Annotated in this window: 14 protein-coding genes; 7 read left to right on the forward strand and 7 right to left on the reverse strand. The window is 62.9% G+C overall.

Annotated features, from left to right (window positions below; translation table 11 throughout):
• Position 1: 1 nt before the first annotated feature.
• The 5 genes from BMW76_RS18395 to BMW76_RS18415 all read right to left on the reverse strand — a co-directional run bounded on the left by BMW76_RS18395 (position 2) and on the right by BMW76_RS18415 (position 3380).
• Positions 2-877: a fumarate hydratase gene (locus tag BMW76_RS18395; RefSeq protein WP_090867673.1), complete on the reverse strand. Its 876-nt coding sequence runs from the start codon at positions 875-877 to the stop codon at positions 2-4.
• Between the two features lie 68 nt (positions 878-945).
• Positions 946-1299 carry a succinate dehydrogenase, cytochrome b556 subunit gene (sdhC, locus tag BMW76_RS18400; protein ID WP_090867675.1) on the reverse strand — a complete coding sequence of 118 codons (354 nt, stop codon included), beginning with the start codon at positions 1297-1299 and terminating at the stop codon, positions 946-948.
• The gene (locus tag BMW76_RS18405; RefSeq protein WP_090867542.1) at positions 1299-1646 is read right to left on the reverse strand and encodes a succinate dehydrogenase; all 348 of its coding nucleotides are present in this window, start codon (positions 1644-1646) and stop codon (positions 1299-1301) included. The genes sdhC and BMW76_RS18405 overlap by 1 nt, the downstream gene beginning before the upstream one ends.
• Positions 1646-2359, reverse strand: coding sequence for a succinate dehydrogenase/fumarate reductase iron-sulfur subunit (locus BMW76_RS18410; RefSeq protein WP_090867544.1), 714 nt, complete (start codon positions 2357-2359; stop codon positions 1646-1648). Before BMW76_RS18410 ends, BMW76_RS18405 begins: the two co-directional genes overlap by 1 nt.
• Positions 2360-2594: 235 nt before the next feature.
• On the reverse strand, positions 2595-3380 hold the full coding sequence (locus tag BMW76_RS18415; protein WP_177200423.1) for a sulfite exporter TauE/SafE family protein: 786 nt from the start codon (positions 3378-3380) through the stop codon (positions 2595-2597).
• 186 nt (positions 3381-3566) lie between these two features.
• On the opposite strand from BMW76_RS18415, the gene BMW76_RS18420 reads away from it, so the two are divergent.
• On the forward strand, positions 3567-4457 hold the full coding sequence (locus BMW76_RS18420) for a LysR family transcriptional regulator (RefSeq protein ID WP_090867548.1): 891 nt from the start codon (positions 3567-3569) through the stop codon (positions 4455-4457).
• 36 nt (positions 4458-4493) lie between these two features.
• Here BMW76_RS18420 and ppnP read toward each other — a convergent pair whose 3' ends face one another.
• A complete protein-coding gene (gene ppnP / locus BMW76_RS18425) occupies positions 4494-4814 on the reverse strand; it encodes a pyrimidine/purine nucleoside phosphorylase (protein WP_090867550.1) in 321 nt (106 codons plus the stop codon).
• 473 nt (positions 4815-5287) lie between these two features.
• On the opposite strand from ppnP, the gene BMW76_RS18430 reads away from it, so the two are divergent.
• Both BMW76_RS18430 and BMW76_RS18435 read left to right on the forward strand, forming a co-directional pair.
• Positions 5288-6829, forward strand: a complete 1542-nt coding sequence (locus BMW76_RS18430; protein ID WP_090867552.1) for a methyl-accepting chemotaxis protein — start codon at positions 5288-5290, stop codon at positions 6827-6829.
• Between the two features lie 367 nt (positions 6830-7196).
• The gene (locus BMW76_RS18435; RefSeq protein WP_090867554.1) at positions 7197-8951 is read left to right on the forward strand and encodes a peptidoglycan D,D-transpeptidase FtsI family protein; all 1755 of its coding nucleotides are present in this window, start codon (positions 7197-7199) and stop codon (positions 8949-8951) included.
• A 39-nt stretch (positions 8952-8990) separates the two neighbouring features.
• Here the strand turns inward: BMW76_RS18435 and BMW76_RS18440 are convergent, their stop codons facing one another.
• The gene (locus tag BMW76_RS18440) at positions 8991-9914 is read right to left on the reverse strand and encodes a tetratricopeptide repeat protein (RefSeq protein WP_090867556.1); all 924 of its coding nucleotides are present in this window, start codon (positions 9912-9914) and stop codon (positions 8991-8993) included.
• Between the two features lie 372 nt (positions 9915-10286).
• On the opposite strand from BMW76_RS18440, the gene BMW76_RS18445 reads away from it, so the two are divergent.
• From BMW76_RS18445 to BMW76_RS18455, 4 genes are all read left to right on the forward strand, one after another.
• Positions 10287-12056 (forward strand): M30 family zinc metallopeptidase, encoded by a 1770-nt coding sequence (locus tag BMW76_RS18445; RefSeq protein WP_090867558.1) that lies wholly within the window; start codon positions 10287-10289, stop codon positions 12054-12056.
• Between the two features lie 99 nt (positions 12057-12155).
• Entirely contained in the window at positions 12156-12521 is a 366-nt protein-coding gene (locus BMW76_RS18450; protein ID WP_143062280.1) for a hypothetical protein, read from the forward strand.
• 333 nt (positions 12522-12854) lie between these two features.
• The gene (locus BMW76_RS41190) at positions 12855-13004 is read left to right on the forward strand and encodes a hypothetical protein (RefSeq protein WP_177200424.1); all 150 of its coding nucleotides are present in this window, start codon (positions 12855-12857) and stop codon (positions 13002-13004) included.
• A gap of 140 nt (positions 13005-13144) precedes the next feature.
• A complete protein-coding gene (locus tag BMW76_RS18455; protein WP_090867562.1) occupies positions 13145-14596 on the forward strand; it encodes a cytochrome-c peroxidase in 1452 nt (483 codons plus the stop codon).
• The last annotated feature ends 86 nt before the right edge of the window (positions 14597-14682 follow it).

The raw sequence follows: 14682 nt of genomic DNA on the forward strand, positions 1-14682 counted from the left end.
TTCAGAAACCGTATGAAAGTCCGTCGGTAGAGAACACGGCTTTTGCGCGCCGCGCCGAATGGCATTGCATGTTCACTGCAATGGGATTCATCGTGATGTGCGTCGAAGCGAGTTCGATGTGAACGGCGAATGCCGTGCTGTCGCCGCCCAGACCTTGCGGACCGATGCCGAGCTGATTCACGGCTGCCGACAGTTCCTCTTCGAGCGCCGCGCCGTCGGGATCTTCGCAACGTGTGCCGAGCGCGCGCGTAGCCGCCCGCTTCGCGAGTGCAATCGAAAGATCGGACGTGCCGCCGAGTCCGACACCGACAATCGTCGGCGGACAGGTCTTGCCGCCCGCAGAGAGCACGCAATCGACGACGAAGGTCTTGATCGCATCGATTCCTTCGGAAGGCACGGCCATCTTCAGAAACGAATTGTTTTCTGAGCCGCTGCCTTTAGGCACCATTTCGATGGCCGCCATATTCGCGTCGCCGGAAAAGTCGATGTGAATGACGGGTACTTCGATGCCGCAAGACGTGTGATTGTTCTTGCGCGTCAAAGGATGTACGACCGACGAGCGCAGCGGATGCTCACGCGTCGCTCGCTCACAACCCTTGCGAATCGCGGCCTTGAGTTCGACCCCGTCGAACTCGACATTGCGACCGATCACGACGTTGTAGATGGGAATTCCCGTGTCCTGGCAAAGCAGGTTGTCGGTTCCCTCCGCCACCTGAATGTTCGTACGCATCGTTTCGAGCACGCGCCTTGCCACAGGCGACGTATCGGTTGTCACGAGCCTGTCGATGCCCTGCTTCACATCCGGCGGCAGCATTTTGAGCGCGCGGATATAAAGCTCTTTAGACGCTTCCTCGACAGCGCCGAGATCCAGTTTCATGATCATTTCCTCCCGGATAGCGTTTCGAATCCAGACCTGGCCGGCTTCGCAAACGCGGCATCAGTACTTCAGTGCATGAGTGCAAGCAGAAACGCGAGGCCGGCACATGTGCTCGCTCCCAACCCCAGCGCGAGCCAGTTCTTTCGCAGCCCGGTCCAGGGAAGAAACTCGATCAGCAACAGCCGGATGCCGCCCATCAAATGAAGTGAGAGCAGGATCACGAGGCCCCATTCGCCGAACTTGAAAAGCGGCTGGTCAGCAACGCGAATGAAATTTTCGAGTGCGCCCTCGCCGGCAATCGACTGTCCAAGCGCCCAGAAATGAACGGGCAAAAACAGAGCAAGGCCGAGACCGGACAAGCGGTGTACGAGAAACGCCCAGTACGCCGGATGCGTACGCGCGCGATAGTCGTTCTTGCGCATCATGCGACGACTCCATAGACCGCGCGCAGTCCCATGAATGCCAGCAATGCGGAGATCGCAACGCTCGCCGCCACTGCGGATTTGCCGCGCCATTGCAACCACTCTTCCGCTATCCGCAGCAGACCGATGGGGACGTGAATCGCGCACGCGATCACGAACAACGTATAGAACGCGCCGAAGAACCAGTTGCCCTGCGTACGGCCAAGAATGGCAGTGGCACTCAGCCCCTGATGCACCGCGTACACGATGACGGCGATGTGAACCAATACGCAGCACGCGAGAACCGTCGCGCTCATTCTCTGCCAGTACCACAAACGCGCCTGCGTTTTCAGCGACATCGCGTTCATCACAACTCCCCTTCGAGCGCGGCCTTCATCGTCATCCGCTTCAGGCCCGCAATGCCAGCCGTCGGCGAGATGTGCTTGGGGCAACGCTCCGTGCAGGTCGCCTGCGTGTGACACGAATGGCATCCCGCATCGCCTGCCACCGCGCGAAGCCGTTCGGCACGCTTGCTGTCGCGCTCGTCGTTGACGAGCGTCCATGCGCGGTTGAGTGCGGCAGGCCCCAGGTAATCGGGACGCCAGGTCACGACATCGCACGACGAATAGCAGACGCCGCAGCCGATGCACTCGATACCCGCATCGGCCGCTTGCCGTCGAGGACTATCTGGCTGCACGCGCGCGAAGTCATCGCGACGCGTACGCTCCCCGCTGAACTGGCCTTTCGCCTGAACCCATTTATCGAAGAAGCGGCTCATGTCGGTCACGAGATCCTTGATCACGGGCAGATTCGACAGCGGCGCAATTTCAAGCTGATTGCCCGCTGCCACCTTTGCGACATGCGTGCGGCACGTCCACCGCGCCTTGCCGTTCACGTTCATCGCGCAGGAGCCGCACATCCCCACGCGGCACGCGAAGCGATAGGCCAGATCGGGTTGCAGGTGACGCTGGATATAGGTCACAACGTCCAATACGGTCTGACTTTCATGGCGAGGCACTTCGTAGGCGACCAGTTCGCCATCCGTGCGACCTCTCCAGACCTTGACCTGTAGTGTGTCCATATCGACAGTGCCTTTAATGAGGAATGACCCATGCAATAGCCAATAGCGGCTTGTCAGTCACTAGTGTTCTGCATCCTCAGATAAAGGAAAAGCGAATATTTCTTGGCTTGAGAGAAAGGATTGCTTTCTTCAGGCGAGCGCGCGACGGCTCGACAACAAAGAGCCGCTTATGAGCGAGGTGTCTTGCAGGAAACTTCAAGAAGGAACGACGCGGCATGCCCGCCCAATAGCGAGATCACGCCAGCATTCCGATTGAAGAGCGGACGATGAGATTGGCGCCTGCCAGAATCAGCACGGCCCAAAGAAGCGTCGACACTCTGGCGGCGGGCACTCTGCTGCGCAATAACGCGCCCGCTGCGAGACCGAGTGCGCCGCAAGGCAGGAGCCATCCTGCCAGCGGCAACACTACCGGGTTCTTGTACAAGCCGGAGGCACTGAATAGAAAAAGCCGCGCAACAGCAGTCGCGGTGATCAGCGTGCTGACGGTTGCGCGTCGCTGGTCGGCGTCACGCAGCCGCCCCGCGAGATAAATCGTATAGACGGGTCCGCCCGTGCCGAATACGGCTGTCAGGCATCCGCCGCCGAGCCCCAAAGGCAGCGCCCAGCCTGCGCCCAGCGCGCGAAATTCACCGCTCGACATGATTCGCCATGTCGAATACACGAGCAGGCAGACACCCAGTATGAGTTCGAGCGGCTTTTCCGGCGCGGAGACGAGTACGGTCACGCCGAGCACGAGCCCGATGCAAAGCCACGGACCTATCTTGCGAAGCTCGCCGATCTGCACGTCTTTCAGATTGCGTATGCCGACGAGCAGTCCCGCCATCAGATCCAGTATCAGCATGATGGGCGTGGCCGTCTTCAATGGAATGAGCTGGGTCAGCATCGGAATCGCGACGATCGACGAACCGAACCCCGTCATGCCGTACACGAGATACGCAAGCGCGACGATCACACCCGACACGGCTATCGAAGCAATGTCGATTCCGATCGTGGACAGAGCAAGATACGCATGATCAAGCATCGGTGCATTGCCTCGTGGTATCGGGTTCCATCGGGGTTCCTTTCCACGAGTCATTATGAAAGCGATGTTGATAAAGAAAAATCCAATAATGGTTTTCCTTAGCACAAGGAAAACTTTCGCTTTTGTATCATGCGTTCAATCCAATTGATCGCACTACCGCGTCGACGCGCGGCCTGACATATCGTCATGCCTTCGATCAGAACCCTGAAAATCTTCCTCACAGTCGCCCGTTGCGGCACATTCGCGGCGGCGGGTTCCGAGGTCGGCCTCACGCCCGCCGCGATCGGCCTTCAGGTTCGCGCGCTCGAAGACGAGCTCAAGGTGCAACTCTTCGATCGAAGCGCACGCGCGGCCGTGCTCAATTCCGTCGGCCGTGCGCTGATTCCCGATGTGCAGGAGATCGTGCGCCGCTATGAACTACTCGAATCCGCAGTGGGTGGCGGCGAAATGTCGGGCACGGTGACGATGGGCGCGCTCGTATCGGCATTGATGGGTTCGTTTGCCGATGCGCTATGGTCGATCCGTCAACGCTATCCCCGGCTCGATGTGCACCTGTTTGCGGGCATGTCGAGCGACTTCGCGCGAAAAGTGGAAACGGGCGAACTGGATGCAGCGGTCGTCACGCAATCACCCCGCGCGCTTGCTTCCAATCTTCTATGGACGCCGTTGTATTCGGAGCCGATGATTCTGATCGTCCCGAGAAACCCGCACTTCGATTTGCCGCGCAACCAGAACGACATATTGCGTGAAGCGCCGTTCATGCGCTTCGACAGAAGCACGTGGACGGGACATCTCGTGCAGGACGTATTGAATCAGTGCGATACGCTCGTCAACGAGGCGATGGAACTGAACTCCGTCGAAGCCATCATCGAGCTGGTTCGGCAGGGCTTCGGCATTTCAATCGTGCCGAAGCTCGCCAACGTCGCGTGGGCCAATGACCAGAAGCTGCAGGTGATGCCTTTGAATGGCGTCGAAGTACTTCGTCACGTCGGTTTGCTCGAACGCGCGCGGCACAACCGCATGGCATTCACCGACGCGATCAAAGGGTTCTTCAATACGCCGTTGCGTCCGTCATGAACGCGAGCGACGCGAGCGACACGCGTGCGCGCGTCTTTACAGATAGCTGCACACGTAGTCGAGCGTTTCGATCACGTCGATATCGAAGCGGCTCTTGCCGGGCACTGAGAACGACTCGCCTGCGCGATAGGTCTTCCACTCGTCGCTGCCTTCGAGGCGGATGCGACATTGGCCCGCCTGCACTTCCATGAACTCCGGCGCATCGGTGCCGAAGTTGAGCGTGCCGGGCAGGATCACGCCGAGCGTCTTGCGGCTGCCGTCGGCAAAGAGAACGGTGTGCGACACGCACTTGCCGTCGAAGTAGACGTTGGCCCGTTTGATAACGGAAACCTGATCGAATTGCGTTGCGGCCGTCATGGCGGTCTTCCTGTTGTCGTCGCGAATGGATGGAGTCGCGCCGCATCGCGATCCGCACGGCGCGAGCCCGCCATCATACAGGCGATTCGCGCAGTACAAATGCGCGATTCATTCCTGGGCTTTGATTCCTTCGACTCCCCTCGCATCAGAGGCCGCCCGTGACGGCTCGACTGAAGTCGAGCAGTGATCACAGTTCCCCGGCGGCCGTCCGACGAACGCATGAAAGGCGGCTCGCGACGATAAACATCATATGAATAGAACGGCCTCAATTACGGGTTTCCCCGCGTCAGGTCTTGCCCGTGGCGCGCCGTTATACCCATCGGGCAGCTGTTATCAGCCGCCACGAAAACCCGCTGCGTCAGCAACCGCCAATATCAGCGACACCGGCAATAAGCAGCAAGAAGCAGCAACGATCAGCCACAACACGCAAGCCTCGACCCCAGCCGCAGCAAACCGACCATCCTGACTTCATCATGACTCTCAACAAGAAACTCGCCTCGATGATTGCGATCCTCTGGATCGGCCTGATCCTCATTGGCGCGTTCGGCGCGTGGCAGAACCGCTCGTCGATGATTTCCGACCGCCGCGACCAGTTGACCACGCTCGTCGAAGAAGCGAACGCGATCGTCAACCACTACTACACGCTGTCGCAGCAGCACGCGATGCCCGAAGCCGACGCGAAGAAGCAGGCGCTCGACGCGGTCTCCGCGCTGCGTTACGGCACCGACGGCTATTTCTCCATCAACGACTCGCAGCCCGTCATGCTGATGCATCCGTTCAAACCGGCTCTCGTCGGCAAGAACCTGGCGGATTTCGCGGACCCGGCGGGGAATCACCTTTTCGTCGATATCGTGAAGGCGGCGAACCAGGGCAAGGGCGGCTTCGTCGACTATCTGTGGTCGAAGCCCGGCAGCGACGCGCCCGTCGCCAAGACGAGCTACGCGATGCGCTTCGCGCCGTGGGACTGGGTGATCGTCACGGGGATGTACATGGACGACGTGCAGAGCGCGTTCTACGCGGATCTCGTGCGCTGGCTCGCGATCACGTTCGCGCTCGGCGCGCTCGCGACCGTCGCGATGGTGCTCGTGCTGCGCAGCGTGAAGCAGACGCTCGGCGGCGATCTCGAAGTGGCCGTCGAAGCGGCGCAGCGCATGGCGCGCGGCGATCTCGCGACGCCCGTCCCCGTCGCGCATCACGACGGCGCGAGCCTGCTGCACGCGCTGCGCACGATGCAAAAAGGTCTCGTCGATACCGTCTCGCGCGTGCGCGCCGGCACCGAGAACATCAACGTCGGCGCAAGCGAAATAGCGGCGGGTAACACCGATCTGTCGCAGCGCACGGAACAGCAGGCGGCCGCCCTCGTGCAGACGGCATCCAGCATGGACGAGATGACGTCGAACGTGAAGCAGAACGCCGACAGCGCCGCCACGGCCGCTCACCTCGCAAGCCAGGCCGCCGACGTCGCGACACGCGGCAGCCGCGTCGTCGATGACGTCGTTCGCACGATGGGCGACATCACGAACAGTTCGCGGCAGATCGGCGACATCATCGGCGTGATCGACGGCATCGCGTTCCAGACCAACATTCTTGCGCTGAACGCTGCCGTCGAAGCGGCGCGCGCCGGCGAACAGGGCCGCGGCTTTGCCGTCGTCGCGGCGGAAGTGCGCAGCCTCGCGCAACGCTCGGCGACGGCCGCGAAGGAGATCAAGGCGCTGATCGAAACGTCGACGGGCAGCGTCGACGAAGGCGCGTCCCTCGTCGCGAACGCCGGTTCGACGATGACGGAGATCGTCACATCGGTGCGCCGCGTGAACGAGATCCTCGAAGAAATCAGCCATGCGTCGCGCGAGCAGAGCGCGGGCATCGAGCAGGTGAATCGCGCCGTCGGCGAAATGGATCAGGTCACGCAGCAGAATGCGGCGCTCGTCGAGCAGGCGGCCGCAGCCGCGCATTCGCTGAAGGACCAGGTCGGCGTGCTGCGCGAGGCGATTTCGAGTTTCTCGCTGCCCGCGTGAGTGTGCTAACGGCGTTTGCCCTGTGCGCGGCGCTCGACGCGGCCAGGGCCGGTCAAGCCAGGGCCAGTCAATAAAACGCAGCCTGCAAAAAGGCAGTCGACAAAAAGAAGGCGCTCATCGCGAGCGCCTCTTCAACACGCCGCGTCGGAGACGACGCATAAGTTGAACGGGCGATCCGTCCGATTTTTCAATTCCACATTGCCCGCATTCCGCCCGATGTGAGCGCGGCCGCACGGAGCGCACGGCTCCGAAGCGGCCCTCTTCCATCGCGATTCCTTGCGCGAAACTCGCGCCGAGATTACGTTCTTATTACAATCCGTTCCACGTTCACTGTGGACCGGTCATCGGAACGGCCGGCTTCGCCCTCATGACACGCAAGCAAAACCACGACCCGTACGCGCCCGTCGCGAAGAATCCCGTCCTCGTCGCGCGGCTGCCGATGTGGCGTTCGAAGCTGATCGTGATCCTCGTGTTCGCGGCGTTCGCGTCGCTGATCGGCCGCGCGCTGTGGGTGCAGGTCGTCAATCGGGACTTCTACGTCGAGCAGGGGCAAAAGCGCTATCAGCGGACCATCGAACTCGATGCGACGCGTGGGCGCATCGTCGACCGGCATGGCGCGATGCTCGCCGTCAGTCTCGCGACGTATGAAATCTGGGCGTCGCCGAAACTGCTCGACGATGCCGCTCATGCGCCGCTCGCGAAGCTGCTCGACATGCCGCGCGCGGAACTCACGCGCCGCGTATCCGGCGACAAGAGCTTCGTGCTGCTCAAGCGCCAGGTCGATGCGCAGACGGCCGCGCATATCGACAAGCTCGACCTCGCAGGCATCACGCGCATCGCCGATTCGAAGCGCTTCTATCCGGAAGGCGAAGCGGCCGCGCACGTGGTCGGCTTCACCGATATCGAGGACAACGGGCAGGAAGGCATCGAGCTCTCGGCGAACGAGATGCTCACCGGCGAGCCGGGCGAGCGCGAAGTGATTCGCGATCGTCTCGGGCGCGTGGTCTCCGATACGCGGCCGCTCACGCCCGCGCAAAACGGCGCGACCGTGCATCTGACCATCGACCGCCGCATCCAGCAGCTTGCGTATGCGCAGCTCAAGACGGCCATCGCGAAGCACAGCGCGCAGGCGGGCAGCGTCGTCGTGCTGGACTCGCGCAACGGCGAGATTCTCGCGCTCGCCAATTACCCGAGCTTCGATCCGAACGACCGCGCGCGGCTCACGGGGCATCAGCTGCGCAACCGCGCCGTCGTCGATACGTTCGAGCCGGGCTCGACGATCAAGCCGCTGGTGGTCGCGCTGTCGCTCGATCGCGGCCTCGTGCGGCCCGATTCGATGATCGATACGGCACCGGGCTGGTACAAAATCGGCCCGAACGTGGTTCACGACACGTCGAATCATGGACGCATGACGATCGCCGAGGCGTTGCAGAAGTCGAGCAACATCGCGCTCGCGAAGCTCGCGCTGAACCTGCCCGCCGAGACCATCTGGGACAAGTATCAGGAGTACGGACTCGGGCGCGCGCCGCAACTGACGTTTCCGGGCGTCGCGGCGGGCCGCGTGCGACCGTTCGCGCGCTGGCGCCCGATCGAGCAGGCGACGATGGCGTATGGCTACGGCCTGTCGACGTCGCTGTTGCAGATCGCGCAGGTGTACACCGCGTATGCGGGCGACGGTACGCTGCACCCGGTCAGCCTCATCAGCGATCCGGCGCGTTCCGCCGCACGAGGCGATGGCCAGCGCGTCACGACGCCCGCGACGGCTGCGGCAATCCGCTCGATGCTCGAAATGGCGACGGGCGCGGGCGGCACGGGGCGCGCGGCGAATGTGGACGGCTATCGCGTCGGCGGCAAGACGGGGACGGCGCGCAAGCAGGTCGGCGCGACGTATGCGAAGAACCGCTACCGGTCGCTCTTCGTCGGCATGGCGCCGATGAGCGATCCGCGTGTGATCGTCGCCGTGATGATCGATGATCCGGCGGGCCGCGCGTTCTACGGCGGCACGGTCGCGGGGCCGGTGTTCAGCGCGGTGACGGGCGGCGCGTTGCAATTGCTCGGCGTGCCTCCCGATGCGCCTGTGACGGTGCCTGCATCGGAGGCCACGCATGCGCCCGACGTGTGACGCTTGCCATGCCGCACTGTCGGCACGCGCGTTGTCTCGTCACGCGCGCCTTCGTACAAGCGCTCGCAAATCGCTTGCGACTTCATCCATCACCGGCTGCCATTGCGCGAACTGCCGCTGCCGGTAGAGCGTGGCCGTCGGATACCACGGACTGTCGCGCCCGTCCGTCATCCACGTCCAGTACGGGTTGACGTCGAGCAGCACCCACGTGCGCCGACCGAGCGCGCCCGCGAGATGCGCCGTCGACGTGCATACGCTGATCACCAGATCGAGTTCGCTTATGCAGGCCGCCGTGTCGTCGAAGCTGCGCCATTCGTGCAGCGACGCGTTGCCGGGCGCAAGCTCGCAGGCCTGCTTCGCGTGAGCGAGCGCGTCGTCCCAGTGCTGCGACTCCTTCAGCGCCTGCGCGAGATTGCCGTGTGCAAGCGCGCTGCGCGGATCGAGTTCGACCGCCCTCATCGCGGCAGCGAGCGATCCTTCGACATCGAAGCACGCGCGCCGCGCGCCCATCAGATTGATCCACGCGCTGAAATCCGCGGGGTCCGCGGCGACGGCCGCTTCGAGCAACTGCCGCTCCTCTTCGGGATCGCCGCCCGTGCGGTTGAGCGCGATCGCGAGATTCGTGCGCAACCGTGGTGACGCCGGATCGATCGCGAGCGCATGGCGATACGGCGCAAGCGCATCGCGATGCCGGTTCGCGCTTTGCAGCGCGTAGCCCAGGCGCACGCTTGCCGCCGCGTCGTGCGGTTCGAGTTGCGCGATCGTTTCGACGAGCGATATGGCTTGCGCGATCTGCTGTTGTTGAAGCAGATCGACCATCATCCTGTCGATCGAAGCGCGATCCGTCGGATGAAGATGTGCGGCCGCTTCAAGCCACAGCGAACGCGCACGCGCATCGCCGCTCGACTGCGCGGCGGCGGCCTGGCGAAGAAAAGTCAGAAACGGATCGAAGATCGGCTGCATATGCGCTGAACGAAGCGTTGACCTGTGCGCACGACGTGGTGCGCGCGGCATGGACGGATGCGAGTTGCACATTGTCCGATGCGACCGCACAGCGACGCGTAAAGAATCGTCAACGCGCGCTGCTCTTCCAGGCGCGGCTTCTCGCAATCGCACCGCTTTCAAACGGCGTCGGCGCCTAAAGTTGCCTCCCGCGCCGCCGATATTCCAGCAGAGGCCAACAACGCTTCATTCCCTTGCTTCAGCGCTCCCCGTCATCAGTCCGCTTCGTGCGCCGACGCCCGTGAGGCCGCTTGACGCGCATCGCGGTCCGACACGCCGGCACGGTCACCGATGTCCTGCCCCATCGCCGGCGACACCGAAAGGACACCTGCGATGGGCAGCCAGCGCTCGAAACCGATAGCGGCACGCGTCGCGATTTTTGCGTTGCCGATCGCGCTGCCGATTGCGCTGCCGCTTGCCGCGACGCTCGGCGGCTGCGGCGGCGGAGGCGGCGACAGCGCGCCCGCGTCGAACACGGCCAAGGGCGCGCCCACCACGACGGGCACGTCAGCGCCCGCCGGCAACGCTATCGTGCTGCATGCCGCGTGCTCGTCGTGCTCCGCAGCCGACGATTCGACTTACACGGGCAGCGGCACGGCCGTCTGGCAGGCGATCAACACGAATGCATCGGCGATCGACGTGCCCGTCAGCATCAAGGGACTATCGGGGCAGAACGTGACGCTCGTCTTCACGAACGAAGGCGCGAGCGCGCAGCGGATGCCGACCATCGCGTTGAATGCGTCGAGCGCGAACATGTCCGCGTCGGTCATGCGCGCGCAGTCGCTGGCGGCTGCCACGGCAACCGCAACGGCAACGACCACGAGCGGCGAAAATCCGACGCTGGCCGCTATCCGCGACTTCAACTATCAGGGCTGGGCCACGCTCGCGACGAAACAGGTCGCGCCGACCGCGCTCTATTCGACGAACGGCACGGGCACATCGACGACGACATACAACGTCGGCGATACGCGTACGTTCTATTACGCCGATTACTCGCCGCGCACGACGACACTCGCGCAGACGATGAGCACGTCCAACGGCACTACGGTCAATCTGTGGGTCGAATCGGCCGAGCTGGGTGCGGCGAAGATTTCGCCGCAAATCATCGACACGCTGATCATGAAGTATGCGCAGCCGGGCGGCATCTACGACATGCTGACGCGCATCGGCGGCCCGCTGTATGGTCCCAATGACCAGACGAGCCTGATCGACGGCACGCATCAGCCCATCGATCTCGTCGTGATGAACTTCGACCACAACAATCTTCCATACGGACTGATCGGCTACTTCTGGGCGCTCAACGACTTCAGGAACGGAGCGGGCCAGCTCGCGTACAGCAACGAATCGATCTCGCTGTATCTGGACTCGGAGACGCTCTATCTCGGCGGCACGTTCGGCATGGACCAGATGCTGACGACGATGGCGCACGAGAGCATGCACATGCAGAACTTCTATCGGCGTGCGGTGCTGATGGGCGCGCAATATGCATTCGAGCCGTGGCTCGAAGAAATGACGGCGATGATGATGGAGGACTGGGCGAGCGGCACGATCGTGCCCGGCTACAACGCGATCCGCGACATGCGCTTCATCACGTACATGACGTATGCGGGCCACGGCAGCTACAACTGTGGCCTCACGACGTGGACACCCTATGGCGCGGATTGCGAAAGCTATGCGGTGAACGGCTCGTTCGGCGGCTATCTGAACCGTCAGTTCGGTTTGACGTTCTATCAGTCGCTGCTGAACAACAAGAACCACACCGTTTCGCTCGATATCCTCGACGACGTGATCGGCAACGCGGAGGCTGGCGCAACGGTGGCCTCCGAATTGCGCGATTTTGCAGATGCGGCGAGCGGGCTGATTCCGTTGTCGTCGAATGTGCGCGGCTTCACGTTCCCGGCTCGCAGCGAAGGAGGTTTCACGCTGCCCGCGATCGACCCCGCTTCGCTGTCGAACGGCGTGGCGCGCGCTCTGCCCACGACGGTTCCCGCCTCGCTCGCCGTGCTCGGCGCATTCCCCGTCGTGCGTCCGCATGTGAGCGGCACGTACAGCGAAACGGTGCATGTGCCGGCGGGCACGACGCTGTCCGTTGTAATCGACTGATACGCACGACAACGCACAACGACTCGCGACGGCATCGTGCATGCGTGCTTTAATCGCTCGAATGGACTGCCAGCGATAACGGTCCCCACGATGCCCACGATGCTCAGACGCACTGCGATGCTCGCCGCAATGGTGCTGATGCAAACCGCCTGCGCCGCGACGATGCAACCGACGATGCAACAGGGCGACGCCGTCGATCTTTCGGGACGGCTCGCGCTGCGCGGCAACGAGCCGTTTATCTATCCCGTCGTCTACGATGCGCGCGGCGTGTTCGAACTCGAAGGCATCACGCGCGAACGGGCGCTCTCGTTGCAGAACCAGCAGGTGAAGGTTCACGGCACGATCACACGCGTCGATAACGCCGATACGCAACACGTGCAACTGCCCGCCGTGCGCGTCGAATCGCTCGACATTGTGCCGTCTGCTGACGCCACGTCGTCATCGCCCGCGCCGCCGGCGCGATGACGCTCCGCTTCCTTCCGTAAGTACGATGCAAGACAAACTCCATCCGCGCCGACGTTGCGCGGACATGCATTGACGATTTGACAATCGACGCCTTTCACAAAGCTGTCCGACGATGACAGCGACGAAAGTTACACGACTCCATAAGTTCACACCTGTTTGATTCAATCTGGTCGCGTCGGCATAGTCGACACGCGGCCCGCATCGCCATGCCGATCGTCACGCGTCTGATCGGCGCGCTCACGATACGAGCGGCCTGAAACACATCAACAGTTCATTCCCGGGAGCTACGTCATTATGTTTCGCCGGGCATCGATAGCCGTTCCCTGCGCGGGGTTGGCACTGTCGCTCGTCGCATGCGGCAGCGATCACAACAACTCGACCGCGCTGAACTCGATGTTCGACTTCTCGAACGGCGGCAAGAACCCGACGCTGTTGCTCGACCAGACGCAAGGCGCGCCCGTCAGCCCGGTGCCCGTCATCTGAGGCACGCATCGAGCGCGTCAGGCGTCTAGCAGCATGGCCGTGTTGCAGCCGGGAAACCGGCGCAACGCGACGCTTTCGTTTTCGAGGCGCGGCCTGTGCGGCGCGTCTGTCCCGAATCAGTCATTGCATCGCGATCGAATATGACCGAGCTCTCTACGCCGTCAGCGAATCCCGCGCCTCTCGCGCCCAACAACGCCCCGAGCGGTTCGCCGTACGGCTCGCGGCGCCGCGCGCTCGCGCTGTGTGCCGCGGCCGTCGTCGTCGTGGCGCTCGGCGCGTGCGGATTCGCCATCGCGTATCCGCAGTACATGCCCGACGCCATCGGCGAAATCGTCGAGGACATGACGGGCGCCAATGCACATCCCGTCGCATTGCAGCGCCCGTCCGTCGCGCCGCTCTCCGCTGTCGCAATGCTCGGCAAGGAGATCTTCTTCGACACGTCGCTGTCGGCGTCCGGCAAGCAGTCGTGCGCGACGTGCCATAGTCCCGCGCACGCGTATGGCCCGCCCAACGATCTCGCCGTGCAGATGGGCGGCGAGCACATGACACTGCAAGGCTACCGGCCGCCGCCTTCGCTGATGTACCTGTACCGTCAGCCGAATTTCAGCATCGGCCCCGACAGCGCGGAAAACGACGACAACCCCGCCAACCTCGCGCAGCTCGCAAGCCAGGCAGCGGGCACGCAACGCGCGCAAAAGACGGCGGGCGCGGCGCCCGCGGCGGCGGAAATGGTGCCGCAGGGCGGGCTCTTCTGGGACGGGCGTGTCGATACGCTGCAACAGCAGGCGTCCGGCCCGATGCTCAATCCCGTCGAGATGGCGAACAAGGACGACGCCGAAGTGCTCCACAAGCTACAGAACGCGCGCTACGCGAAGACGATGATGCAGCTGTTCGGCCCCAACATCTTCAAGGACCAACGGCTCGCCGTCGCGGAGGCGATGTTCGCCGTCGCGCGCTATCAGATCGAGGACCCGTCGTTCCATCCGTACACCAGCAAGTACGACTACTGGCTCGAAGGCAAGGCGCGTCTGTCGCAAGCCGAACTGCGCGGACTGCACCTTTTCAACGATCCCGACAAGGCCAACTGCGCGGGCTGCCATCTGTCGAAACCGGGCCGCGACGGCCTGCCCCCCATGTTCACCGACTTCCAGTACGAAGCGCTCGGCGTGCCGCGCAATACGGCGCTGACGCAGAACCGCGATCCGCACTTCTTCGACATGGGCATCTGCGGCCCTTTCCGCACCGACCTGAAGGATCAGACGCAATACTGCGGGATGTTCCTCACGCCGACGCTGCGCAATTCGGCGACGCGTCACGCGTTCTTTCACAACGGCATCTACAACAATCTCGACGACGTGATGGCGTTCTACAACGCACGCAATACCGATCCCGTGCGCTTTTATCCGCGCGGCGCCGACGGCAAGCCGGAGAAGTACAACGACATTCCGCCTGCGTATCGCGCGAACGTCGACGTGAAGGATGCGCCGTTCGACCGCAAGTTCGGCGAGCAGCCGGCGATGACCGATCAGGAAATGCGCGACATCGTCGCCTTCCTGCATGCGCTGACCGACGGTTATGGCGAGCAGCACTAGCAACTGGCCTGCGCATCCGCGAACGGCGGAGCCACCACTTTTAAGGCTCGTTTAATTCTTTCCTGTGAACATGCGGCTCAACATCC

Origin of the sequence: Paraburkholderia diazotrophica (genome assembly GCF_900108945.1) — a bacterium.
Classification (GTDB): Bacteria; Pseudomonadota; Gammaproteobacteria; order Burkholderiales; family Burkholderiaceae; genus Paraburkholderia; species Paraburkholderia diazotrophica.